This is a genomic window from Burkholderia territorii (assembly GCF_001718335.1).
Lineage (GTDB): Bacteria > Pseudomonadota > Gammaproteobacteria > Burkholderiales > Burkholderiaceae > Burkholderia > Burkholderia territorii.
This window is the reverse complement of record NZ_CP013366.1, coordinates 1546656-1571953: the sequence shown is the minus strand read 5'-3', so window position 1 is coordinate 1571953 and position 25298 is coordinate 1546656. Positions and strand designations below refer to the sequence as shown.

Here is a 25298-nt window from a genome sequence, read left to right as displayed (position 1 = left end):
GGACGGAGAAAATCGCCATGAGCGACCCTCAACAAAACGCCGCCAGCGCCCAGCCGCAGAACAACGGAAAGCGCAAACGGATGATGACGCTGCTGATCGCGGTCATCGCGATCGCGGCCATTGCGTACGGCCTGTACTACTTCCTGGTCGCGCGCTTCCATGAAGAGACCGACGACGCGTACGTGAACGGCAACGTCGTGCAGATCACGCCGCAGGTCACGGGCACCGTGATCGCCGTGAAGGCCGACGATACGCAGACGGTCAAGGCCGGCGATCCGCTCGTCGTGCTCGACCCGGCCGACTCGCAGGTCGCGCTGCAGCAGGCCGAGGCCAACCTCGCGCAGACGGTGCGCCAGGTGCGCGGCCTGTTCGTCAACGACGACCAGTACCGCGCACAAGTCGCGCTGCGCCAGTCCGACCTGTCGAAGGCGCAGGACGACCTGCGCCGCCGGATGGCCGTCGCGCAGACGGGCGCCGTGTCGCAGGAAGAAATCTCCCACGCACGCGACGCCGTGCGCGCCGCGCAGGCGTCGGTCGACGCGGCGCAACAGCAGCTCGCATCGAACCGCGCACTGACCGCGAACACGACCATCGCGTCGCATCCGAACGTGATGGCCGCGGCAGCGAAGGTTCGCGACGCATACCTCGCGAACGCGCGTAACGTACTGCCCGCGCCGGTCACCGGCTATGTCGCGAAGCGCTCGGTGCAGGTCGGCCAGCGCGTGTCGCCGGGCAACCCGCTGATGTCCGTCGTGCCGCTGAATGCAGTGTGGGTCGATGCGAACTTCAAGGAAGTCCAGCTCAAGCACATGCGCATCGGCCAGCCGGTCGAGCTGACGGCCGATATCTACGGTTCGTCGGCGGTCTACCACGGCAAGGTGGTCGGCTTCTCGGCCGGCACGGGCTCGGCGTTCTCGCTGCTGCCGGCGCAGAATGCGACAGGCAACTGGATCAAGGTCGTGCAGCGCCTGCCGGTGCGTATCGAGATCGATCCGAAGGATCTCGAGAAGCATCCGCTGCGCATCGGCCTGTCGATGCAGGTCGACGTCGACATCAAGGACGAGCGCGGCGACCAGCTGGCCAATGCGCAGAACACTGTTTACGAGACGAATGTGTTCGCGAAATACGGCGACGAAGCCGACGCCGAGATCGCGCGCATCATCGCCGAGAATGCCGGCGGCAACGCGCCGGCGCCGGCCGCCGCGAAGTCGGCGAGCGTCGCGAAGATGATGTAACGGATCCGACTCCGGAAAACTATCGACATGGCACAGGCTCCTGTCTCCCACCCGCCGCTGCAAGGCGGGCAACTCGTGCTCGGGACGATCGCGGTATCGCTCGCGGTGTTCATGAACGTGCTCGACACGTCGATTGCGAACGTCGCGATCCCGACCATCTCGGGCGATCTCGGCGTATCGTCCGACCAGGGTACGTGGGTCATCACGTCGTTCGCCGTCGCGAACGCGATCTCGGTGCCGCTGACCGGCTGGCTGACCGATCGCTTCGGACAGGTTCGCCTGTTTCTTGCGTCGATCATCCTGTTCGTGATCTCGTCGTGGATGTGCGGGCTGGCGCCGAGCCTGCCGTTCCTGCTCGCGTCGCGCGTGCTCCAGGGCGCGGTCGCCGGGCCGATGATTCCGCTGTCGCAATCGCTGCTGCTGTCGAGCTACCCGCGCGCGAAAGCGCCGATGGCGCTCGCGCTGTGGTCGATGACGACGCTGATCGCACCGGTCGCGGGCCCGATCCTCGGCGGCTGGATTTCGGACAACTATTCGTGGCCGTGGATCTTCTACGTGAACATCCCCGTCGGCATCGCCGCCGCGTTGGCCACGTGGTCGATCTATCGCACGCGCGAATCGACGGTACGTCGCGCGCCGATCGACGGCGTCGGTCTCGCGCTGCTCGTGCTGTGGGTCGGCTCGCTGCAGATCATGCTCGACAAGGGCAAGGATCTCGACTGGTTCGCGTCGACGACCATCATCGTGCTCGCACTGATCGCAGTCATCTCGTTCGCGTTCTTCGTGATCTGGGAGCTGACGGCGGAACATCCGGTCGTCGACCTGTCGCTGTTCCGGATGCGCAACTTCACGGGTGGCACGATCGCGCTCGCGGTCGGCTACGGGCTCTATTTCGGCAATCTCGTGCTGCTGCCGCTGTGGCTGCAGACCCAGATCGGGTACACCGCGACCGATGCCGGCCTCGTGATGGCGCCGGTCGGGCTGTTCGCGATCCTGCTGTCGCCGCTGACCGGCAAGTTCCTGCCGCGCACCGACCCGCGCTACATCGCGACCGCCGCATTCCTGACCTTTGCATTGTGCTTCTGGATGCGCTCGCGCTACACGACCGGCGTCGACGAGTGGTCGCTGACGCTGCCGACGCTCGTGCAAGGCATCGCGATGGCCGGCTTCTTCATCCCGCTCGTGTCGATCACGCTGTCCGGCCTGCCCGGCCACCGCATTCCCGCGGCATCGGGCCTGTCGAACTTCGTGCGGATCATGTGCGGCGGCATCGGCACGTCGATCTTCCAGACCGCGTGGGACCACCGGAACAACTTCCACCACGCGCAGCTGGTCGAGCAGACCAACCCGTACAACCCGACCTTCAACCAGGCCGTCACGCAGATGGGTAACCTCGGGCTGACACAGGATCAGGCACACGGGCTCATCAACAACATGGCCACGCAGCAGGCCGCGCAACTCGGCGTGAACGATCTGTTCTACATCTCGGCGGCAATCTTCGTGCTGCTGATCGGACTGATCTGGATCACCAAGCCGGAACGTGCGGGCGGCGGCGATGCGGGTGCGGCGGCGTCGGCTGCGCACTGAGCATCGCGCTGAAACCAGCACGCCAATAAAAAAACCGGTCGAGATCGACCGGTTTTTTCATTCCGACGACGGCGCTGGTGCGCCGCGCATCATGCTGCCGTCACGACGAGGCGTTCGGGCGCGAGCACGCCATTGGCCTTGCGCGCCACGCCGAGCAGCCGTGCCGCGTCGTACACGCGCACGCGCTCGCCCTCGGCCGCGTCGATCGGATCGAGCTCCGACAGCGGCAGGCGCTGGCCGTGCAGGAACCGCTTCGCGCAGGCTTCGTCGAGATGCACCGGCGCAAACGTCGACAGCAGCGCGTCGACCGGCTGAAGCCACGCGTCGCGCGCCGCTTCGGCGGCGTCGGACAATGCGTCGAGCGTCACCGCATGCTCGAGCGTCAGCGCGCCGACGCCCGTACGGCGCAACATCGTCAGATGCGCACCACAGCCGAGCGCCTCGCCGATATCCTCCGCCAGCGTGCGCACATACGTGCCCTTGCTGCAGGTCACGCGAAACGTCACGTCGGGCAATTCGCAGGCGAGCAGGTCGAGCGCATGGATCGTCACGTTGCGGCCTTCCCGTTCGACGGTCTGGCCTGCGCGCGCATATTCGTACAGCGGCTTGCCATCGCGCTTGAGCGCCGAATACATCGGCGGCACCTGCACGATCTCGCCGGTAAAGCGCGCGAGTGCCGCCTCCACCGCCGTCCGGTCGCATTCGACGGCACGCGTGTCGAGCACGTCGCCTTCAGCATCGCCGGTGGTCGTGCGCACGCCGAGACGCATCGTCGCTTCGTAGGTCTTGTCCGCTTCCAGCAAGTCCTGCGAGAACTTCGTCGCCTCGCCGAAGCACAGCGGCAACAGGCCCGAGGCCAGCGGATCGAGCGTGCCGGTATGGCCGGCTTTCTTCGCGAGGAGCAGGCGCTTCGCGCGGATCAGGGCGTCGTTACTCGACAGGCCGACCGGCTTGTCGAGCAGGAGGACACCGTCCAGCGTGCGCCGCGGCACACGTGGACGCTGGGGAGCTGCATTGGTCATGGCGTACGCGCGCTCACTCGTCCTTCGCGGGGGCGTCAGCTTCGTCGTCGTCCTTCGCGCGCGTCGAGTTGGCTTCCTTGATCAGGCGCGACATTTCCACCGCCTTCTCGATCGTCTGATCGTAATGGAAATGCAGCGTCGGCACCGTATGGATATGCAGGCGCTTGAACAGCAGGTTGTGCAGGTGACCCGACGCATGATTCAACGCTTCCTGCGTCTTGGCAGGATCGCCTGTGAGCGCCGTGAAATAGACCTTCGCGTGCGCGTAATCCGGCGTGAGTTCCACGCTCTGGATGGTCACGATGCCGATGCGCGGATCCTTGACCTCGCGCATGATGAGTTCGGACAGGTCGCGCTGAATCTGATCGGCGATCTGAACGTTGCGATTGGGGGAAGTACGTTTCCTGGACATGATCGATCCGTGATCCGTTTATCAGGATAAAGCGGCGCGCGTCGAGCACGCGCCACCATGAAAATGGGCGGGACAGGCCCAAGCCTGCCCCGCCCAAGAGCCGATACGCGACGATTACAGCGTACGTGCGACTTCGGTCACTTCGAAGACTTCGAACTGGTCGCCTTCGATGATGTCGTTGAAGTTCTTCACCGACATACCGCACTCGAAGCCTTGCTTGACTTCCTTCACGTCGTCCTTGAAGCGCTTCAGCGATTCGAGTTCGCCCGTGAAGATCACGACGTTGTTGCGCAGCACGCGAACCGACGACGAGCGCTTGACGATACCGTCGGTGACCATACAGCCGGCAACCGTACCGACCTTCGGCACCTTGAACACCTGGCGCACCTCGACCATGCCCGTCACGACTTCGCGCTTCTCCGGCGCCAGCATGCCCGACATCGCGGCCTTCACCTCATCCACTGCGTCGTAGATGATGTTGTAGTAGCGAATGTCGATACCGTTCGCTTCGGCCAGCTTGCGAGCCTGTGCATCCGCGCGCGTGTTGAAGCCGATGATGACCGCCTTCGATGCCGTCGCGAGGTTGACGTCGTTTTCGCTGATGCCGCCCACCGCGCTGTGCACGATCTGCACGCGCACTTCGTCGGTCGACAGCTTGAGCAGCGACTGCACGAGCGCTTCCTGCGAGCCCTGTACGTCCGCCTTGATGATGAGCGGCAGGTTCTGCACTTCGCCTTCGCCCATCTGCTCGAGCATGCTCTCCAGCTTCGCGGCCTGCTGCTTTGCCAGCTTGACGTCGCGGAACTTGCCCTGGCGGAACAGCGCGATTTCGCGCGCCTTGCGCTCGTCCGGCAGCACGATCACTTCCTCGCCCGCACCCGGCACTTCCGACAGACCCTGGATTTCGACCGGGATCGACGGGCCGGCTTCCTTCGTCGGCTTGCCGTTCTCGTCGAGCATCGCGCGCACGCGGCCATAGGCCGTGCCTGCCAGCACGATGTCGCCGCGATTGAGCGTACCGGACTGCACCAGGATCGTCGCGACCGGGCCCTTGCCCTTGTCCAGCTTCGCTTCGATCACGATGCCCTTGGCCGGCGCCTCGACCGGTGCCTTCAGTTCCAGCACTTCGGCCTGCAGCAGCACGTTCTCGAGCAGGTCGTCGATACCGGCACCCGTCTTCGCCGACACCGGCACGAACGGCGAATCGCCGCCGTATTCTTCCGGCACGACGCCTTCCGCGACCAGTTCCTGCTTGACGCGGTCCGGGTTCGCTTCCGGCTTGTCGATCTTGTTGATCGCCACGACGATCGGCACGCCACCAGCCTTCGCGTGAGCGATGGCTTCCTTCGTCTGCGGCATCACGCCGTCGTCGGCCGCCACGACCAGCACCACGATGTCGGTCGCCTTCGCGCCGCGTGCACGCATTGCCGTGAACGCCTCGTGACCCGGCGTATCGAGGAACGTGATGACGCCGCGCGGCGTTTCGACGTGGTATGCGCCGATATGCTGCGTAATGCCGCCCGCTTCGCCCGCTGCAACCTTCGCGCGGCGGATGTGGTCGAGCAGCGAGGTCTTGCCGTGGTCGACGTGACCCATCACGGTGACGACCGGCGGACGCGGCAGTTGCTCGGCATCGGTGCCGGTCTCGCCTTCGACCAGCAGCGCTTCCGGATCGTCCAGCTTCGCGGCGACCGCGCGGTGGCCCAGTTCCTCGACGACGATCATCGCCGTTTCCTGGTCCAGCACCTGGTTGATCGTGACCATCTGGCCCATCTTCATCATCACCTTGATGACTTCGGAGGCCTTGATCGACATCTTGTGCGCGAGATCGGCAACCGAGATGGTTTCCGGCACGTGCACCTCACGCACGATCGGCTCGGTCGGCGCCTGGAACGTCGATGCGCTGTCCTGGTGACGGCCGCGACCCTTCGGGCCGCCGCGCCAGCCGCGGTCGACGCCGCCGCTTGAATCGCCGCGCGTCTTGATGCCACGGCGCTTGGCCGCATCATCCTGCCAGCCGCCCTTGCCGCCGCCCGGTTTCTTGTTGCGGTCGCCCGCGCCTGCCGGTGCCTGCGTCGCCGCCGGCGCCGCGCCGGCCGGCTTCTTCACGGCCGGACGTGCCTGCGTGGCCGCACCCGCCGGCTTGGCCGGCTTGTGCAGCGTGCCCTTCGCTTCGGCCGGCTTCGGCGGTTCCACCGGCTTCGGCGGCTCGACTGCCTTGACCACGGCCTTGCGCGGCGTGTTCATCATTTCGCGGATTGCGCGTGCTTCGGCCTCGGCCGCCGCGCGACGCTTGCTGATCTCTTCCTGCTCGGCGCGCGCCTTGTCGGCCGCCTCGCGGGCAGCGTCCTCGGCCTTCTTCGCCGCTTCACGCTGAGCCGCGCGCTCGGCGGCCGCGCGTGCTTCGTCCTGCGCGGACTGCGCACCGGCTGCTTCCTGCTGGGCCTCGGCGGCCTGCTGGGCTGCAGCCTGCTTTGCCGCTGCGGCTTCGGCCGCGGCGCGTTTCGCCGCTGCTTCTTCCTCCGCACGGCGACGCTCGGCTTCGGCCGCTTCCTCGCGGGCACGGCGCTCGGCTTCCTCGCGCTCGAGACGCTCCTGGCGCTCGCGCAGTTCCTGCGCCTGCTTTTCGAGCAGCTCGGCCTCGCGGCGCGCTTCTTCCTCGCGACGCTTCAGATCCGCATCGTCATCCGCTTCGGCGACCTGCGCCTGACCCTGTTCCGCACCCTCGGCCACGTCGTCGCGCTTGACGAACGTACGCTTCTTGCGGACCTCGACCTGAATGGTGCGAGCCTTGCCCGTCGCGTCAGACTGCTTGATCTCCGACGTATGCTTGCGGGTCAGCGTGATCTTGCGCTTGTCGCCGTCGGTTGCGCCGTGCGACTTGCGCAAATGATCGAGCAGACGCGCCTTGTCCGCCTCGGACAGCGCATCGTCTTCACTCGCTTTCTGGACACCCGCTGCCTGCAGCTGTTCGAGCAGCACACCAGCAGGCATTTTCAGTTCCGCGGCAAATTGGGCTACGTTGTTACTCGCCATTCATTCCTCTTAGTGCAAGGACCGATTCCTTGCGGTTAGCATCGGGTCAGGCCATACGGCCGCCATCAAATCAGTGCGCCATGGTCATTTCTCACTGGAACCAGTGTTCACGTGCTTTCATGATCAACGCCTTAGCGGCATCCTCTTCCATCCCGGTCATGTCGACCAGTTCATCCACGGCCAGCTCGGCGAGATCGTCTCGCGTCTGCACGCCGTGTTCGGCCAGCTTCGCGAGCAACTCCGGCGTGATGCCGTCGAGGCCCTTCAAATCCAGCGCTGCGTTTTCGACCTTTTCTTCGTTCGCGATCGCCATCGTCAACAGTGCGTCGCGTGCGCGGTTGCGCAGCTCGTGCACGGTGTCCTCGTCGAACGCCTCGATTTCGAGCATTTCGTTGAGCGGCACGTATGCGATCTCTTCCAGGCTCGTGAAGCCTTCGTCGATCAGGATGTCGGCAACTTCTTCGTCGACGTCGAGACGCGCCATGAACAGCGAACGCAGCCGATCGCGCTCCTCACCCTGCTTCAGGGCGGATTCGTCCGGCGTCATGATGTTGATCTGCCAGCCGGTCAGCTCGCTGGCAAGGCGAACGTTCTGACCGCTGCGGCCGATCGCGACAGCCAGCTCGTTTTCGTCGACGACGACGTCCATCGAATGCTTTTCTTCATCGACGACGATCGACTGGACGGCTGCCGGCGCGAGCGCGCCGATCACGAACTGGGCGGGATCCTCGGACCATAGCACGATGTCGATGTTTTCGCCACCGAGTTCGTTGCGCACGGCCTGCACGCGCGAACCGCGAATGCCGACGCAGGTGCCGATCGGATCGATCCGCTTGTCGTAGGCGATCACGCCGATCTTCGCGCGCACGCCCGGATCGCGAGCGGCTGCCTTGATTTCGAGCAGGCCCTGCTCGATTTCCGGCACTTCCATCTCGAACAGCTTCATCAGGAACTCGGGCGCCGTGCGCGAGAGTTCGATCTGCGGGCCGCGCGCGGTGCGGTCGACCTTCGCGATGTATGCACGCACGCGGTCACCCACGCGCAGGTTTTCCTTCGGAATCAGCTGGTCGCGGCGCAGCAGCGCTTCGACGCGGCCCGATTCGACGATGAAGTTGCCCTTGTCGAGGCGCTTCACCGTGCCCGTCATGATCTTTTCGCCGCGCTCGAGGTAGTCGTTCAGGATCTGCTCGCGCTCGGCATCGCGGACCTTCTGCAGGATCACCTGCTTGGCGGCCTGCGCGCCGATACGGCCGAACTCGATCGACGGCACCGGCTCCTCGATGAATTCGCCGACTTCGACGTCGGGCTTCTGCTCACGCGCCTCGAACAGCAGGATCTCGCGATCCGGCTCCTGCAAGCCTGCCTCGTCGGGCACGACGAGCCAGCGACGGAAGGTTTCGTGCTCGCCGCTTTCGCGATCGATATGGACGCGGATTTCGGCGCCTTCGTCGAACAGCTTCTTGGAAGCGGACGCGAGCGCAGCCTCGAGGGCGCCCAGCACCACATCCTTGTCGACGTTTTTCTCGCGCGCCAGCGCATCCACCAGCATCAACACTTCGCGACTCATTATTTGCGGCTCCTAAAGTCAACTTGCGGAATCAGGCGGGCTTTGTCGATATCGGCCAGCGTGAAATCCAGCATGGCGGCCTCGCCCTTCTTCCTCTCAAATTCCAAACCGATCGTTTCGCCATTCGGCGCGTGCAGAATGCCGCGGTACGTCTTGCGCCCGTCCAGCGGCTTTTTCAAGGTCACGGAAACTTCGCTGCCGGCGAAGCGCTCGAAGTCGGCCAGCTTCTTCAACGGGCGGTCGAGCCCCGGGGACGAGACTTCGAGCCGTTCGTAATCGATGTTTTCGACCGTCAAGACGTGCTGGAGCTGACGCGTGACCTTTTCGCAATCTTCGAGCGAGATGCCGGCAGGCTGATCGATATAGATGCAAAGCATGCCGCGCCCGGAGCGCTCGAGATCCACCAGCTCGTAGCCGAGCCCGGTGACCGTGGTTTCTATCAGTTCCGTCAGTTGCACAGTGTCCTCTCAGGTGTTCGCGCCCGCCGCTCGCGATTCACCCGCGGGCGCGCGCCTTAGCCGGCGCAGGAAGCGCTACCCGAGATGCCTAACCGTTTCAGCAAAAAAAAATGGGCGGAACGCCCATCTTCTTACTGGTGGTCGCACCTGAGCCGCACATTGAATCCGTACGCCCAGCGACTCCGCGATTATAGCGATTTTTGGCGCAAACGCCAAGCCAGCCGGTAAAAGCAGCGTCCAGCCCGCCTTTACCGACCAAAAATGCGAAACCGGACTGTCCGATCAGACGGCACAATCCGGCAGCGCGATATATACAGTCAAAAGCAACCCGCGCAACGCGAGGTGCCGACTCAACCGGACACGCGCCGGTATTGCCGGCACACCAGCGGCTTCACGCCGCTGCGCGCCCGAAATGGTCAGCGTCCGCGGGAGCGATTGCGCTGCGGGCGTTGGCCGCCTCGCGCGCCACCACCGCCGTTGCCGGCGCCCTCGGCGCGATTGCCGTTCGGATTGCGGTTACCGCCCTTGCCGCCGCCGCGCTTGCCACCCGCGCCGTCACGCTTGGGGCCCGCGCCATACGACGCGCGATTGCCATCGACATCGCGACCGCCACCCGAGCGGTTGCCGTAGCCCGCAACCGGCAGGCTGCCGTAGCCGCTCAGGCCAGGCAAGCCCGGGGCGCCACGCCGGCCGCCACCGCGCCGCGGCTGATCGAGCTGACCATGCGTGGTCAGCACCGGCTCGCGGCTGATGAAGCCCATCGACGTCTGCATCGGATCCGGCTGGCGACGCTCGGCCTGCCCGCCAGTGCCGCGTCGGCCCTTTTCTTCGGACGGCGCCTTCAGGCCGACGGTCGCCATCAGCTTGCGCACCTGCGCCTCGTCGAGCTCCTCCCAGCGACCGCGCTTCAGGCCGCGCGGCAGCGGAATCGGACCGTGACGCGTACGGATCAGGCGGCTCACCATCAAACCGGCCGCCTCGAACATCCGCCGCACTTCGCGGTTGCGGCCTTCGGCCAGCGCGACGTGATACCAATGGTTCGTGCCTTCGCCGCCGCCGTCGCGGATACGCAGGAAGTTCGCCGGGCCGTCATCGAGCTCAACACCGTGCAGCAGCTTCTGCCGCATCCCTTCGGACAGTTCGCCGACGACGCGCACCGCGTACTCGCGCTCGACGCTGTAGCGTGGATGCATGAAGCGGTTTGCGAGATCGCCCGACGTCGTCAGCATCAGCAGACCTTCGGTGTTGAAGTCGAGACGACCCACCGCGAGCCATTTCGCCGTCTTCATCGGAGGCAGGCGATCAAACACCGACGGACGACCTTCCGGATCCGCGTGGCTCACGATCTCGCCCGTCGGCTTGTGATACAGCAGCACGCGCGGCGGCTTGTTCGGGAGCTTCCGCTTGACCGGCTTGCCGTTGATGCGGACCTGGTCGGTCGGCATGATGCGCTGGCCGATATGGGCAGGCTCGCCGTTCACCGACACGCGGCCGGCGACGATGAGCTCTTCCATTTCGCGGCGCGAGCCCATGCCGGCTTCCGCGAGGACCTTGTGAAGCTTCGGCGCGTCGTCGTCCGGCGACAGCACGCGCTTGTTCGCCGGCTGGTTGCGGCCGCGACGCAGCATCGGCGCACGCACGCCGCTGCCGCCCGTCGAATTGTCCGCATCGAACGCCGGCGACGTCACGTAGGCGAACAGATCGTCCTGCGACGCCGTGTCGCCGTCGGCCTTCGCCGCGCCGCCCTCGGCCTTCGCCGAAGCACCGCGCCGCCCCTGGCCGCCTTGCCCGCCCTGGGCACCCTTGGCCGCACCTTCACGCTTGCCGGCCGGCTTGCGGCCGCCCTTGGCCGCGCCTTCCTTGCGCGGCGCGCGTGCGGGCTGGGCTTCCGCGGCCGGCTGCGCGTCCGCGCCTTCGCCGCCCTGCGACTCGCCATCGCCCTTCGACTTGGCCGCCGCGCGGCGGCGCGCGATCAGGCTGCGCGGGCCGCGCCGCAGGCCGCGGCGGGGACGCTCGTCACCACCCGCGGCCGGAGCATCCTGCTCCGGCGTATCGTCGGCACGCGCGGCCTGCACGGCAGGCGCGGACGATTCAATATCGTGGATATCAGTCAAAACAACCTCAAAATGTCAGGTCTCGCGCCCGGTTCGGGCGCGGCAAGAAGTCGGCCGCGATCAGGCGCGGCGCTGTTCGGGTTCTGCTTCGTCGTCCGGCAGCGCATCGGCGCCGATGGGCTCGCTGGCACTGCGTACGGCATCGGCGAGGCTGTCGGACGTATCGTCCAGCAACTCGCCGTCCGCGGGACGGGAGCGTGAGGCGTCGGCCTCGCCAGCCTCGCCCGGCATGTCGCCGGCCGCTTCCGCTCCGTCTGCGGCAACCGCGTCGGCGGCCGGCTCGTGATCTTCCTCGTTCCCTTCCGCGCGCAGCGGCTCGGGCTGCCCGCCGGCCGGCGCTGCTTCGGCGCCGCCCTGTTCCATCTGTACGCGATCAGCTTCCAGCGTATCGCGGTTCGGCAATTCGTGCGTCGCCGCGCCTTCCGCCGCGGCGGCTTCCGGCGATTCATGCGGCTGCACGCGCGACACGTCGGCCGCCGCTTCGTCGGCTTCCGGCACCGCGTCCGCCGTCGCCACGTCGCCGTCGAAGTCCATCGCCTGCTGCGCGAGCAGCGCGGCCTCGATGTTCGCGGCCGGCTCCTCGAGCGCCGGCAGGTCGTCGAGCGCCCTCAGGCCGAGATCGTCGAGGAATTGCTTGGTCGTCGCGTACAGCGCCGGACGTCCCGGCACGTCGCGATGCCCGATCACCTCGATCCAGCCGCGATCCTCGAGCTGCTTGACCACCTGCGTATTGACCGTGACGCCGCGAATCTCTTCGATGTCGCCACGCGTGACGGGTTGCCGATACGCGATGATCGCGAGCGTTTCGAGCACCGCGCGCGAGTATTTCGGCGGTTTCTCGGGATGCAGCCGATCCAGATAATGGCGCATCGCCGGCTTGCTCTGAAAGCGCCATCCGGTTGCCAGCGCCACCAGTTCGACACCGCGACCGGACCAATCCTGTTTCAGATCTTCGAGCAACGTGCGGACCGTGTCAGCCGACACGCCGTCGGCAAAGAGCTTGCGCAAATCGCCGAGTTTCAGCGGTTCTTGCGCGCAGATCAAGGCAGTCTCGAGGACGATCTTCGCCTCTTGGGTATTCATGCAGCTAGGCCAGACCCTGTGGTCAAACGAACCGGATCAACAAACAGACGAAAGGAACGGAAGACGCGCTCGCCCGATTCTGATCGGTCATATTGATGGGAGCACGAACCGGGGGCGGCGAACCAACTTCAAGCCAGGCCCAAACCGGACGGAACAGCACGGCTCAACGACGGAACCGCGTGACTGAGCGCCATCTTACGCAAAATTGTCCGGTGCGTAAAGATGAGCCGAAACGGCCCGCCGCCGGCACGGCGCGCCAGCTCCGCCCCCGCTTCAACGCCGGCCCGCGCCCCGCGCGAGGAACGCCCGCAGGCGCTCGACGCCCGCGTCGAGCCGCGCCGGATCGCATGCGTAGCACCAGCGCACGAACCCTTCCCCCTCCGGGCCGAACGCACGCCCTGGCGCCAGCCCGAGCCCCGCGTCGCGCACCAGCGACTTGCAGAACGCGAGACTGTCGTCCGCGCCCGGCAAGCGCAGGAACACGTACATGGCGCCCGGCGGAGGCGGTACGTCAACGCCCGGCAACGTACGCAGCGCGGCGACCAGGTGATCGCGCGCACCGCGCAGCGCCCCGACGAACGACTGCACGAACGTCTCGCCGTCGCGCAGCGCGACCTCCCCGGCGGCCTGGATGAAACCCGGCGCGCAAGACGTGTTGTACTCGACCAGCTTCGACAGATCGTCCATGATCGCCGCGGGCGCAACCAGCCATCCGAGCCGCCAGCCCGTCATCGCCCAGGCCTTCGAGAACGAATTCACGACGATGAGCCGCTCGTCGCGCGACGCGATGTCGAGAAACGACGGCGCGCCGTCCGCGGCGAACGCCAGCCGTTCGTATACCTCATCGGAGACCACCCAGATGCCATGACGCCGGCAATGCGCGAGTACGGCCCGCTGGTCGTCGCGGGACATCGCCCAGCCGGTCGGATTGTTCGGCGAGTTCACGAACAACATGCGCGTGCCGGGCGTGAGCGCCGCGAGCAGCCTGTCGATGTCGAGCGCCCAGCCCGCATCGCAATGGTGAAGCGGGATGCACTCGACCTGTGCACCGAGGATCTTCGGAATTTCAACGAGGTTCGGCCAGAGCGGCGTGACCGCGACGACGCGATCGCCCGGGCCAACCAGCAATTGCGCGACCAGCATCAGCGCGCTCACACCCGAGCTCGTCACGGCGATCGTATCGGCCCCGGTCGCGCCGTGACGCGCGCTCACATAGGCGGCAATCGCATTGCGCAACGATACCGTGCCGAGATTGGGCGTGTAGAAGGTCGCGCCGTCGCTCAGCGCCGCGGCGGCCGCGTCGCGAATGAATGCCGGCGTGACGCGATCGGATTCGCCGAACCAGAACGGCAGCACGTCGGGCACCGCGAAGCCTGCGTTCGCGACCTCCCTGATCAGCGACGGACGCAGCGCCTGGACCGCGCTGCGTGCCGCCGGTTGGCCCGTGGCCGGGCCGGCATCTGCGGAATGCGCCATCGAATACCGCCATCGGGGAACACGATTGGCGCAGTGTACCGGCGCGCGTGCCGGATCAATACCCTCAGTCGAGATCTTCCGCCCGCGCCGGCATCTGGCGCACAAGCTCCCAGATCGCCTGCGCCGCCGGCGACAGCGACCGGTCGCGGCGCCGCACCAGCTCGACGGTGCGCTCGGTACGCGGCGTCAGCGGCCGCGCGACCAGCGACGATCCCGCCGGCAGCGGCAGCGACAGCCACGGCTGCACGCTCACGCCGACACCGGCCTCGACGAGCCCGAATACCGTCGCCGAATGCCCGAGTTCCTGCACGACGGTCGCGTTCACCCGATGAGCAGCCAGCGCGGCGTCGATCAACGGCCGGCTTCCGGACGCATGATCGAGCAGCACGAGGCGCTCGCCGTCGAGCGCCGTCCAGGGCACCTCGGCCCGTGCCGCAAGCCGGTGATCGGCGCGCGCGACCAGGCAAAACGAATCGGTCATCAACGGTTCGCAGACGAGATCGGCAACGGCGAGCGGACCGATGACGACGCCGAAATCGACCTCGCTCGACTTCACCTTTCGCAGCACGTCGCTCTGCACGTCGTCGCGCAGCCCGAGGGTGACGAACGGGAACTGGCGCTCGCAGGCCGCGACGACGCGCGGCATCAGCCGGCACGCGATCGTCGGGCTCGCGGCGACGATCACGCGCCCGCGCCGCTGCTCGCCGATCTCGCGAATCTCGCGCAGCGTGTCGTCGAGATCGTCGAGCAGGCGGGACACGCTTGCGATCAGGTTCGCACCGACGTCTGTCAGTTGCACGTCGCGGGTCGTGCGGTCGATCAGCTTCAACCCGAGCTCGGCCTCGAGTTCACGCACGCAACGACTGACCGCGGACTGCGTGAGCCCGATCTCGTCACCCGCGCGGCTGAAGCTGCGCAGCCGCGCAACCTCGATGAACACGCGAAGCTGGCGCAGCGTAACGTTCATCCGTTCACCTCATCAATCGTCGATACCGATGCGCGATTGTAATGCGCGAACTCGGCTTCGATGGGCGAATCCGGCACTCGCCGCACATGTTTCGCTGCGGTGCAATATCCGTGCAGACGCACGCACCACGGGCGAATTGCACAAGATTGGTGATTGTCCTGATTTGCTGGCGGGTTATTTTGGCGTCTTATACGCCCCTAGCTGACTTAGCCGTTAGCCCGCTGCCAAGCGGCTCTCGAGGGAATCGCCTCCGACATGGCACACATCGTGCTTTAACTGGCGCACAGGGCGCAGGTTTGGTCGGACGGAAGGCAGAAACGCCGCTGCCGGCCAACCGGACGCCCCCACCCGGCACTCGACGCTCGAGTGCTTGAAGAGTGCGCGGCGCAGGGCAGCGCACCGGAGTTAGCTTCGCTGAGGTGAGGACATGATGCTGTTCGACGATTTGAGAGATAACGAGTGGGCGCTGGTCGAGGGTCTGTTTTGCTCGGAGCCGGCACGCAGTGAACGGCGCGGCCGTCCCCGCGTGGAGGCCCGCTCGGTGGTCAATGCCGTGCTGTGGGTACTGTCGACCGGTGAAGGCTGGTCGAAGCTGCCGGGTCGCTATCCGTCGCCGCCGACCTGCCGCCGTCGCTTCGACGAATGGCAGGCAGACGGTACGCTCGCCGAAATCGTCAAGCGCCTGGGTACGAGCGGCCGCCAGATCTCGTTGCGCGGACGCATCGGGGCAAGCGCGGCGAAGCCGCCTGCACCGCCGAGCCGCGACCGGCTGCGCGGCGCCTTCTGGACCAATCCGGAATCCTGGCGCGCCCCCGTCAAGATGGCGTAACGCATGCTCGATCGGGCGGCTTCGGCCGCCCGGTTCCGTTCAGCGCCGCGCGTTTCGCGCAGCGCCCGCACCGCCGTCGGTTACCGCCGTCGCGCCGCGATACATCTCTTTACTATTATTTACAGCAAGCCTGCACTCCCGCGCTTACCTTAGCGACATATCAACAAGCCGCGCCGATGGCTTGAAGGGAGCCCCGCCATGAAACCAATGTCACTGCTCGTCGCATGCGGCATTGTCGTTTCGCTGGCGCTCACTGCTCCCGCACGTGCCGACGATCGCACGAAGCCGCCTCACCGCCAGCAGGATCACCGCAACAGCCTCCGCCAGCAAGCGCCCGCCCCGACGTTCAATCGGCAGACGGTGCCACGCGGCGACTTGCGCGGCGACATCGCCAGCAACGCACGCGCGCGCATCGGCTCGCAGCCGCCGGGCATGCCGCGTCATCCGTAGTCCGCACGATTTCGTCGAAGAAAAATTCCCGAACCCGGGAACTGCTCGACATGCGACGAGTCACATCCGTTGCCATGAGCACAGCGTGGCAACAGCAAAAGTATCCGGTACGCCCGTATCCTCGCGATACGGGCTTTTTTTTGGTTTCGGCGGCGACGCCGCGAAAACGGGCGCGCGCCGCTACAGACGGCTCTCGAGAATCGCCACGGCGCTCGCTTCGCTCAACGCGTAGTCGTCCATACGGCGATCGGTCCAGGAAAGTAATTTTTCGTCGCGCTCGAGGCGCGCGCATTCGGCGCGACCACTCTCGGTCAGCACCGCGATGTCGACCGGCGCATGGAAACCCGGTGCGGGGGCAACCGTCTTCTGCCTGACCGTGTCCATCAGCCCCAGCGACCGGAGATACTCGAACACGCCCGGGCGGCGCGCCCACGGTACCTGGCGGTACTGCACTCGTCTCAATGCGTCGAGCACCGCTTCGTTGGAATACGTGGCCATCTCGATTCTTTCTTAAAGTGCAGCGACAATGCGAAGCGGCGCGCCGGGCGGGAGCTCCGCCCGCCGATACCGCCACCGATTCTGGGGGCCGACGTTCGGCGTCGCGTCAGGGCCGGATCGTCAGCCGTCCATAAAAAGACACCATACCCCAATCAAATTGATTCTGTTCGATTCATTTGTACTTCTCTTCATCGGTTTCATGCTCTTGCGCAAGCGGCGCAAACTCATCGCGATCGCAAGCGTCGCGCTGTTCTGGCTGCTCGCGACAGGCTGGCTTACCGCGCCGCTCATCGCTTGGACCGAGGCGGGCGTGACACCGGTCGAGCGCCCCGCCATGCACGGCCGAACCACACTGATCGTCATCGGCATCGGCACACGGCGCAGCGACACCGGACTACAGCCGCCGCCCGACGGGCAAGCCCGCATCCGCACGACCGCGGCGCTCTACCGCATGTGCCGCGAGCAGGCCGTCCGCTGCACCGTGGTGATGTCGGGCGGCGACCCGCAGCATCACGGCGAAACCGAGGCGGCCGTCTACGGGCGCCGGTTGCTCGCCGAAGGCGTCGCTCCCGGCGACCTGGTTCTCGAGCCGAACAGCCGTACCACCTACGAAAATGCGAAATTCACCGCCTCTATACTACGCTCACAACATGACGACTCGCGCATTCTCGTCGCGTCGTCGTACCAGATGCGCCGCGCATTGCTCGATTTCCGCCACTTCGGCATCGATCCGCAGCCCGTTTATTCAAACCGCCGACGCGCGCAAACGGGCTGGCTGCCCCACTGGCACAACCTGGAGGACGCGAATCAGGCATTGCATGAGCTGATCGGCATCGCGCAATTCCACGTCTACCGATGGCTCGGCTGGTTTTGATGGCCACGTGCGCAGCGAAGGCGGAAACGACGGCGCCGCAGACGATGGCACGCGCATGACGGAATGCACGAAGTGTTGCGCGACTTCAACGGGGCCTTGCGCTGCGCCTCGATCCGGTGCACATTGATCCGTCACTTTTGTTACACTCGACACGCACTCGATTGCAGTCGCCAGACAAAACGGCAACATTCGGGTTCATCACCACTTAGCGGAGGTAAAGCAATGAAGAAGACGTCCCTGGCTATTCTGGTCGCGATGTCGGCGCTGACTGGCGCAGCGTATGCGCAAGAGAGCACGCAAATCCAGACCATCACCGACCCGGCGAAGATCGCCGAGATCGAGCAGCGCGCACAGGCACTGCAACAGCAGCAAGCAGCCGAGGCTGCACAGCCGGCGGCGCAGGAAGAGCACCACGGCAAGAAGGCTGCTCACCACCACAAGGCAGCGAAGAAGGCTGGCAAGAAGGCCGCCAAGGCCGCTCCGGCAGAGGCTGCCAGCCAGTAAGTTCGGCGGCACCGCACAAGCGAAAAGCCGAATCCGGGCAACCGGGTTCGGCTTTTTTGGTTGCGGCGCCCGCGCGCTGTGCTAAAGTCGCGCACCGAAATTTTCCACCCGTGCGCACCCCGGTGCGGAGGACAGCATGAGCAACATTCAACTCGACATCGAGTGGACCGAAGCCGCCACTCGCAAGATCAAGCAACTGATGCCGCGCGGCTCGGACGACGCCTTCCTCGCGCTGCCGCCGATCGAATGCCTGCCGATGGAGGGCGACGTGCTTTTCCTCGGTCCGCAAGGCAAGCAGCAACCGTTCATCGTCGCCGAACGCCAGTATCACCACGACGGCGACGCCGACTGGACGATCATCCTGATTCTCGACGTCCCCAGCGCGTCGCACTGATGCGTCGCGGCGGCCGGCAACGTGTCCGGCCGCACACCCTGCTCGCACCCGTTCGCGAGTTCGGCAGCACGCGGATCCCCCGATCGAGTCCAAGGCTGCTTCGCGGCAAGCCGTAACGTGCGCGGAACGCGCAAGCACGTCGAAGCTTGCCCGCTCCGGTGCTCGACGAATACGCGCCAACTCCCCAATTCAGAAAAGATTTTACGAATCGGCAAATCCGGCACGCGCCGGATCGCCATCCCTCGCTTTGCGGCCCCACCAAAAAAATTGCCCGCGCTTCAGAAGAAGCGCGGGCGAAACCGTCGCCCTACGAGGATAGGCGACGGGGCCATCGAGATCCGCGCACGACGCGGATCGTCATCGGTTACGCCGGCGCTCGCAGCGCCGGCATCTGAAGACGCCGAAACCGTTGGTCGGGCGCTCGCGACACCTGCCCGGTCTCTGACGTCCATCCTCCCTGTCCTAACGATTCGCACTTATAAAGCAGTTTGCGTGCCAGATTTATTTTCGAAAATACGCCATTGATCCATAAGGATATTTTTCAGATTCACGACGATGTAACACCCGTTCTGCGCCCGTAACGCGCGAATGTTACGTAACGTCACGACAGAGGAACGCGAACGTCGCGCGCACGCCGCCAGCGGCAGGCATCGGGCACGCGACCAAGAAAAAAGCCCGCCGGAAGGCGGGCTTTTTCGAAGAGGCGGGAGCGTGCCGCGGTCAGCGCAGCTGATTCACGAGCAGCCCCATGATTTGCCGGGCCGGGCCCGACGTATCGATCGCACCGGAATCGTCGACGATTGCCACACGAGTCTGGTCGGGCGTCAGCGCCTTCACGTTGACGCGATACTGCTTCGCCTGCTTTTCCTTCTTGCCATGGAACAGCTGGCTCCAGAAGCCCTGCTCGGCCGCGCTCAGATCCTTCGGATCGACATAGCGCACGAAATACAGACCTTTCGTGCGATCGCGATCGTCGACCGTGAAGTTCGCGCGGTCGAGCGCGAGGCCGACATGCAGCCACGACCGGTCGTACGGCTCGCCGAGCGTGACTTCGGACGGCACCGCGGCGGAATCGGCATCGTTCGCTTGCGACGACGTACGCGCGACGTTCTGCGCGGCGATCGCCGCAGCGGCAGCCTTCGACGCGTCGGTATCCGCCTTCTTGTCCTTCGGCACCGTGTTGTCGTTGATGTTCGCGATCGGCGGCTCGCCGTTCTTCGCACGCTGCTCATTCTGTGCGAGGACCGCCATCAGCCGCTTCAGGTATTCGGTTTCGAGCGCCGGATCGTTCGGCTTCGCTTCCCACTTGCTCGAATCGTTGTTCGCGCCGGTGATCGCCTCGCGCATGCCCTTCTGGCTGATGAACACGTAGGTACCGCCGTTCGGCGCCGAATCGAGACGGGTGCGGTACTTGTTCCGCTCGGCCGTCACGTACGAGTTGCCCATTGCCTTGGAGATCACGCTACGGATCAGGCCGTCGTTGATCTGCGGATGGGTTTCGTTCCAGTCGGTTTCCATCACGCCCTTGTCGCGCTGATCGACGACGAGCAGGAAGCCCTGCTCCTGCCAGAAGCGGCGGACTTGCGGCCAGATGTCGGCAGGCTTCTTGCCGTCGATCACGAGCCAGCTCTCGGTGCCATCGCGCTGAATATGCATGCCGGCCACGGCGGGCGCGACGGTGTCCGTCGCGGGCGCTGCTTGCTGGACATGCTGAAGTGCGGACAGGGAAGTCGCGCCGCCCTGTGGCGGCAGCGAACGCTGATCGGCCGTCTCGTCGAGCATGTTGGGCGGCACTGCGAGCGACGCTTCCTTCGATTTCGAATCGCTCTTGTAGTCCACTTTTGTGGGCGACGACGTACCGCAACCGGCGACGAGCGCGCCGGTGGCGAGCACTGCAGCGAACCGCATGGTAAGACGAAGATCAGTCATGTTCGGGGAATCCTCTTCCGCTAAATCACGGCGCTTTCCGTGGATCAACCTTGCATTTTACCGGGGCCGCGCCGCGATGTGCAAAAAAGCAACCGGCAAGAAAAAACCCGCGTCAGCCTGAACTGACGCGGGTTCTTTGTCTGGTCGGGGCGAGAGGATTTGAAAATCGTCTAACCACGGTGGAATAAGGCTTTCCGGGCAGCGTGTAGGCGGGCGTTGCCCGTCGCACATACACAGTGAAGGCCGAGTGTAGCACGGACAAACCCACGACCGTCGAGGTTGTACGCGTTGGCCCCTTCAACCCGGACAGGCCGTTCGGTTACTATTGTCGCTTCCCTCCCTCTTTTATTTCGGCGGCGCTACCGTGAAATTTTCGCATCGTCATGGTTTCGACCCGACACGCAGCTCCGGTCCCATCGTAGACGACGCGCCCGAGTGGCTGCGCCGCGAGTACCTGGTTCGCATCTTGAACAAGCTGACATACGTAGATTTAGACAGCCGCTACAAGAACCAAGAGAGGCTGCCGCTCGGGATTAAGGCGCTTAACGAACGTCTCAGCATCGAGACCCGGCGCACTATGGGTCCAGACGATTGGGATACATGGAGCTGCTCTGCGGCCCTGGAAAACACGTTACTTGAATGCGACTGGTAGCCCCGGCTTACATTCAGGAGGCCATCAAGTGGATAAACGAGTGATCTTCGCGGTCGCTGGATCGGGAAAGACGACTCGCCTTATCGACGACCTCGATCTTGTGAAGCGGGTCTTGCTCATCACTTACACCGAGAGCAACTACCAAGAGATCTGCCGTCGCGTTCTTGTAAAGTTCGGCTAACCTTGCAGGCGGTCCGGAGGTACTTGCCGAACCATTTTCCCCAGTTGGCCCCCTCACGACCGCGGCTGTCCGGGGCCGTCTTAAAAATTCGCGCGTGCCCCTTGCGCGACTGGGCGAAATCAACCAAGCCGCGCTCAATCAATACGGAGTGAATCGGAATACGTCGTACGCTACCTGCATTCTTGACCCCTTGCCCCTCTCCCATGTCCGTGAACCGGACTACCCAAGCCGTATGCTCTTTCTCTTCTAGGTCGTGATAGGTCTCCTGGTATATGTCGTCCGGCGAGAGCTGCGCGATTTCCTCTAGACGGGCACCGGTATACAGCGCGATCAGCGGGAACCAGTAAGCCGCATCAGGCGTCCAGTTGATCCGTTCAGGGCGGAACCCTTCAGAATAAACAGGGCTGGAGAAGATTGCCTTAAGTGCGGGAAGGTCGAACGGCAGGCGTGCCCCCTTCGCGTTGCGGCGCTCGCCCACCCTCACGCCATCTGCCGCGTTGTACTCTGCCTTGAGGTTTGAAACGGCATAGTTGAGCAACGTGCGCAGATTAGTCAGGTACGAATCTGTGTTGGTAGGTGTCTGTCCGGCCGCCAACATCCTGTCCTTAAATTGAACAACATGCGCCTTAGTGATCTTCGCGACCGGGTGCCGCCCAACGTGCTCGTGGAACCGCTCGACCGCTCGTTCATGGATGCGAATCGTTTGCGGCTCGGGACCTCGCTCCTTCGCCCACGCGGACAGGATATGCTCAAGGTACGTCTCGCCGTCGTTAGTCTGGTCAGCGGGTTCGGGGGCGGCGACGATATTCGGCGGCACAGCAGGAGCGGCGGGTGTGTCGACCGGTTCACCCTGATTCCTAGAACGCACCCCGGTCCAAGCCTTAACCAGTTCGCGAAGAACCTGAACCAAAGTCGCTTTGCCTTTCGGTTCGGACCAGTCGATGCGCAGTTGGCTCGACAAGGAAGACAGGGCTACGTTAGCCCACAACCTCGCCTGCTCAATATTCCCAGTCGCTAGATCGGCCCTGAGGTCGATCAGGATGTCATTGTGAATCCTTGCGACGTCCTCCAACTGCGCGGCCGTCAAGCAACTGCCGGTGGTCTTCCAGCGCGGGTTCACTCGCTCGCCGGTAAGAAAACCGCGCCATCTGCGAACGCCGAACATCTCGGCGAATGCCTCCGGATCGTGCCGCAGCACGTCGTCCATGGCTAGGACCAAGTGTCCAACTTTGTTGACAATATAAGTCTCAATCTCCGGCGTGATCCGGATTGGCTTGTGCTCTCGGAGACCTGCTTCCATGTCGGCGAAGCGACGGGAGTACTCGGCCCATATTTAGTTTGCTCGGGCCACGGCCTCCGTCCTGTCGGACGTCTTGAGACTTGCGCGGAAAGCGAAGGTGGCGGGAGTCCCCTTGCTGGTCTTAGGCCAGTGCGGGCGAAGGTGACTCGGTATCCAGATGGTCAAGTAGTAGACGCCGCCACGAAGGCCGACGCCCTTAGGGAGTTGTATCGGCATGTCCTGCATCCTTGCAATTATATTGCACGGACATACACACACCGCATACACACCTTGGAAAAGACAAAGGCCCGCAAGTCTTTGATCGGATTGGTTTCCCAATACAATCAACTACTTGCGAGCCTCAATTCCTGGTCGGGGCGAGAGGATTTGAACCTCCGACCACCTGCACCCCATGCAGGTACGCTACCAGGCTGCGCTACGCCCCGAAAGAAAAAAATTATAACAGACAGTTTGCCGCTTTAGAACGGGTCGCATGCATTTTGTGAATGTTCCTGCGAAATTTCTTGCGACATGCCGAAGTGCGACATGACCGCTTCGATGCAGCCGGCAACTCGCGTCCCCGCTGCTGCCTTGCACTGCGCATCGCGCTCATCGCCGGCGCGCGACACAGATGACCGTGAGGCCCGCCACCCGGTTGAACCGGAACATCGGCAACTCGGCCCGGCAGATCAGCTTGAGCAAGCCGTTGACGGCCGGATGGTGCCGGCGCAATTGCGACGCCGGTTCGCGCGGTTGCCGGCGCGCGCGCTCGCTCAATCGCAATGCCGCCGCGAGCGGGAACGTGAGGCCGAAGTAGTAGGCGCCGCGCTCGACCTCCAGTCCAGCACGACGCACGACGTCTTCGAGACCCTCGAGCGTGTATCTGCGCTTGTGCTCGAGAAAATCGTCATGCGCGCTCCAGAGGAACTGAAATGCGGGAACCGTGATCAGGAACCGGCTGCCCTTCGGCGCGCCCGCCACGTAGCGGGAAAGCAAGCCGACATCGTCGTCGACGTGCTCGAGGACATCCATCAGCAACACGAGATCCGCATCGAAGCGATCGACGGCCCGGCGAAAATGAACCGGCTTGCCGGCGGCCTCCCCGTCGGTATCGGCGGGGTAGCTCGTATCGACGCACCATGCTTCGGTCGCCCGCGTGCGCTCGAGCAGATGCTTCGAAAAGAAACCCGAGCCGGCACCGACGTCGAGTATGCGGTTCGCGTCCGTCGCGCCCAGGAACCGACGGATCGCGCTCGCCTTCGACGCGTAGTACCAGTGATCGCCTACATCCGCTCCCAATACGTCGAGCTCCTTCAGATCCATGACGCCTCCCCCGTGTCGGCCACCATGCTTCGATCCATCCAGCTAATGACGCCGATCTTACCGCGCCGCCGCCCTCGCACGTGCGGCTAGTTGCGCGATTCGCACGGGTCATCCGTGCGGCGCCTTAATCGAAAAGGACGATGGCCGATTCGTCATGGATCGCTACCGTGCGCTTGCCCGGCGCGAGATCAATGCGCACGGCACATCGTCCGATTGCATTGCCGATCGATGCGGCACGTACGCGCGTTGCCGTGCTGCGCGGCACACCGCGAGCCGGTTCGATCGCAACGGCGGTCGCGACATCCTGTCACCGTCTCAGACCAAGGCCAATCAATGACTCAGAAAAACGACTTTTCCCGTCGATCCTTTCTCCGGCTCGGTGCCGGCGCGATCGGCATCGCGCTCGCAGGCACGTCTCTTCTGTCCGCGTGCGGCGGCGACTCGATCGCGGTCGCCCCCGTGACGACGCCCAGACTCGGTTCGGCAGCGAACTTTCGTGATACCGGGGGACCGAGCGGAACAGGCTATGCCACCGGGAGCGGTGCAGCGATGAAGAAAGGCGCGGTCTACCGGTCGTCCGCGCTCGCGCTGTCCGCGGACGACCTCGCAACGGTCGACACGCTCGGCATCACGCGGGTGTGCGACCTGCGCACGATGGCCGAGATCCACGCGCAGCCCGATGTGCCGTTGACCGGCGCCACCTGGCAGAACCTCAACGTGCTGGGCACCGCCAGCATCGGCCCGCTTCCCACCGACGGCGCGACTGCCACGGCCTTCATGCAAAGCATGTATCGGGCGTTCGTGACGTCCGAAACGGCACGGACGAGCTACCGCACGCTGTTCGCCGGCTTTGCCGCGTCCGACGGAAACTTGCTCTTCCACTGCACGGCCGGCAAGGATCGCACTGGCTGGGCGACGGCCATTCTGCACACGATCCTTGGCGTCCCGCGGCAGACGATCGTCGCCGACTATCTGCTGACCAACGTCTACAGCGCGTCGGAGATCGCGGCCTATGTCGAACAGGCGCGGAAGAACGGCGGGCAGGATGCGGCCGACATGATGGCCGCGCTGCAGAGTGCCCAGGCGGACTATCTGCAGGCGGCGTTCGATCAGGTCGTCGCTTCCTACGGCTCGATGACGTCGTACATCGACAACGGCCTGCAACTGGACCCCGCGACGCAGAATGCAATCCGGCGGCGCATGCTGGTCTGATTCGTGGTGCACGCGGCGGGCGATCGCGCGGTCGCTGCCGCGTCCGTCACCTCGCCTGCCCCGTGCGCGTCGAATCGGACCTCGCCCTCATCCGGCATGCGTCCCCACGTCGGCCAACGCCGACACCGGGTTTGCCGATCCGGCACAGGGCGCGCCGCCTGCCTCGAGCGCAAACCAAACGGCCGTTTGATCTTTTCGCGCCGCCGCCGTGAATCC

21 protein-coding genes, 1 tRNA gene and 1 pseudogene are annotated in these 25298 nt (G+C 64.8%); 8 read left to right on the top strand and 15 right to left on the bottom strand.

Annotation, left to right across the window (positions count from 1 at the left end; translation table 11 throughout):
- Positions 1-17: 17 nt before the first annotated feature.
- Positions 18-1235, top strand: a complete 1218-nt coding sequence (locus WS51_RS17800; RefSeq protein WP_059447172.1) for an HlyD/EmrA/EmrK family protein — start codon at positions 18-20, stop codon at positions 1233-1235.
- Between the two features lie 27 nt (positions 1236-1262).
- Positions 1263-2822 (top strand): DHA2 family efflux MFS transporter permease subunit, encoded by a 1560-nt coding sequence (locus tag WS51_RS17795; protein ID WP_059447171.1) that lies wholly within the window; start codon positions 1263-1265, stop codon positions 2820-2822.
- Positions 2823-2911: 89 nt separating this feature from the next.
- Here the strand turns inward: WS51_RS17795 and truB are convergent, their stop codons facing one another.
- The 9 genes from truB to WS51_RS17750 all read right to left on the bottom strand — a co-directional run bounded on the left by truB (position 2912) and on the right by WS51_RS17750 (position 14957).
- Positions 2912-3844 carry a tRNA pseudouridine(55) synthase TruB gene (gene truB / locus WS51_RS17790; RefSeq protein ID WP_059447170.1) on the bottom strand — a complete coding sequence of 311 codons (933 nt, stop codon included), beginning with the start codon at positions 3842-3844 and terminating at the stop codon, positions 2912-2914.
- Between the two features lie 13 nt (positions 3845-3857).
- Positions 3858-4256: a 30S ribosome-binding factor RbfA gene (gene rbfA / locus WS51_RS17785; protein WP_059447169.1), complete on the bottom strand. Its 399-nt coding sequence runs from the start codon at positions 4254-4256 to the stop codon at positions 3858-3860.
- A 114-nt stretch (positions 4257-4370) separates the two neighbouring features.
- On the bottom strand, positions 4371-7292 hold the full coding sequence (infB, locus tag WS51_RS17780; protein ID WP_059447168.1) for a translation initiation factor IF-2: 2922 nt from the start codon (positions 7290-7292) through the stop codon (positions 4371-4373).
- 91 nt (positions 7293-7383) lie between these two features.
- Entirely contained in the window at positions 7384-8859 is a 1476-nt protein-coding gene (gene nusA, locus WS51_RS17775; RefSeq protein ID WP_059447167.1) for a transcription termination factor NusA, read from the bottom strand.
- Positions 8859-9317, bottom strand: coding sequence for a ribosome maturation factor RimP (gene rimP, locus WS51_RS17770; protein WP_059447166.1), 459 nt, complete (start codon positions 9315-9317; stop codon positions 8859-8861). Before rimP ends, nusA begins: the two co-directional genes overlap by 1 nt.
- A gap of 416 nt (positions 9318-9733) precedes the next feature.
- A complete protein-coding gene (rluB, locus tag WS51_RS17765) occupies positions 9734-11431 on the bottom strand; it encodes a 23S rRNA pseudouridine(2605) synthase RluB (protein WP_059544507.1) in 1698 nt (565 codons plus the stop codon).
- A 60-nt stretch (positions 11432-11491) separates the two neighbouring features.
- Positions 11492-12514 (bottom strand): SMC-Scp complex subunit ScpB, encoded by a 1023-nt coding sequence (gene scpB / locus WS51_RS17760; protein WP_069229540.1) that lies wholly within the window; start codon positions 12512-12514, stop codon positions 11492-11494.
- A gap of 273 nt (positions 12515-12787) precedes the next feature.
- On the bottom strand, positions 12788-13990 hold the full coding sequence (locus WS51_RS17755; RefSeq protein WP_069229539.1) for a pyridoxal phosphate-dependent aminotransferase: 1203 nt from the start codon (positions 13988-13990) through the stop codon (positions 12788-12790).
- Positions 13991-14054: 64 nt separating this feature from the next.
- Positions 14055-14957: a LysR family transcriptional regulator gene (locus WS51_RS17750; protein WP_059501820.1), complete on the bottom strand. Its 903-nt coding sequence runs from the start codon at positions 14955-14957 to the stop codon at positions 14055-14057.
- Positions 14958-15387: 430 nt separating this feature from the next.
- Here WS51_RS17750 and WS51_RS17745 point away from each other — a divergent pair.
- Both WS51_RS17745 and WS51_RS17740 read left to right on the top strand, forming a co-directional pair.
- Positions 15388-15783 (top strand): annotated as a pseudogene (locus WS51_RS17745) (transposase); the annotation flags it as partial.
- A gap of 201 nt (positions 15784-15984) precedes the next feature.
- Positions 15985-16236, top strand: a complete 252-nt coding sequence (locus tag WS51_RS17740; RefSeq protein WP_059544500.1) for a hypothetical protein — start codon at positions 15985-15987, stop codon at positions 16234-16236.
- A gap of 180 nt (positions 16237-16416) precedes the next feature.
- Here the strand turns inward: WS51_RS17740 and WS51_RS17735 are convergent, their stop codons facing one another.
- Entirely contained in the window at positions 16417-16734 is a 318-nt protein-coding gene (locus WS51_RS17735; protein ID WP_059447160.1) for a hypothetical protein, read from the bottom strand.
- A 157-nt stretch (positions 16735-16891) separates the two neighbouring features.
- Here WS51_RS17735 and WS51_RS17730 point away from each other — a divergent pair, with 157 nt between their 5' ends.
- From WS51_RS17730 to WS51_RS17720, 3 genes are all read left to right on the top strand, one after another.
- The gene (locus tag WS51_RS17730) at positions 16892-17608 is read left to right on the top strand and encodes a YdcF family protein (RefSeq protein WP_059447159.1); all 717 of its coding nucleotides are present in this window, start codon (positions 16892-16894) and stop codon (positions 17606-17608) included.
- 222 nt (positions 17609-17830) lie between these two features.
- The gene (locus WS51_RS17725) at positions 17831-18112 is read left to right on the top strand and encodes a hypothetical protein (protein ID WP_059447158.1); all 282 of its coding nucleotides are present in this window, start codon (positions 17831-17833) and stop codon (positions 18110-18112) included.
- Between the two features lie 136 nt (positions 18113-18248).
- Entirely contained in the window at positions 18249-18506 is a 258-nt protein-coding gene (locus WS51_RS17720) for a hypothetical protein (protein WP_006486090.1), read from the top strand.
- Between the two features lie 720 nt (positions 18507-19226).
- On the opposite strand, the gene bamC is transcribed toward WS51_RS17720, so the two are convergent.
- The 5 genes from bamC to WS51_RS17690 all read right to left on the bottom strand — a co-directional run bounded on the left by bamC (position 19227) and on the right by WS51_RS17690 (position 23870).
- The gene (bamC, locus tag WS51_RS17715) at positions 19227-20435 is read right to left on the bottom strand and encodes an outer membrane protein assembly factor BamC (protein ID WP_059447157.1); all 1209 of its coding nucleotides are present in this window, start codon (positions 20433-20435) and stop codon (positions 19227-19229) included.
- A gap of 771 nt (positions 20436-21206) precedes the next feature.
- Positions 21207-22475 carry a site-specific integrase gene (locus WS51_RS17705; RefSeq protein WP_167357987.1) on the bottom strand — a complete coding sequence of 423 codons (1269 nt, stop codon included), beginning with the start codon at positions 22473-22475 and terminating at the stop codon, positions 21207-21209.
- 126 nt (positions 22476-22601) lie between these two features.
- Positions 22602-22784: a DUF6538 domain-containing protein gene (locus tag WS51_RS33180; protein ID WP_418219698.1), complete on the bottom strand. Its 183-nt coding sequence runs from the start codon at positions 22782-22784 to the stop codon at positions 22602-22604.
- Between the two features lie 132 nt (positions 22785-22916).
- Positions 22917-22993 (bottom strand) — tRNA-Pro (locus WS51_RS17695).
- 163 nt (positions 22994-23156) lie between these two features.
- On the bottom strand, positions 23157-23870 hold the full coding sequence (locus WS51_RS17690) for a methyltransferase domain-containing protein (protein WP_059951905.1): 714 nt from the start codon (positions 23868-23870) through the stop codon (positions 23157-23159).
- Positions 23871-24203: 333 nt separating this feature from the next.
- On the opposite strand from WS51_RS17690, the gene WS51_RS17685 reads away from it, so the two are divergent.
- Entirely contained in the window at positions 24204-25082 is an 879-nt protein-coding gene (locus WS51_RS17685; protein ID WP_069229535.1) for a tyrosine-protein phosphatase, read from the top strand.
- Positions 25083-25298: the final 216 nt, after the last annotated feature.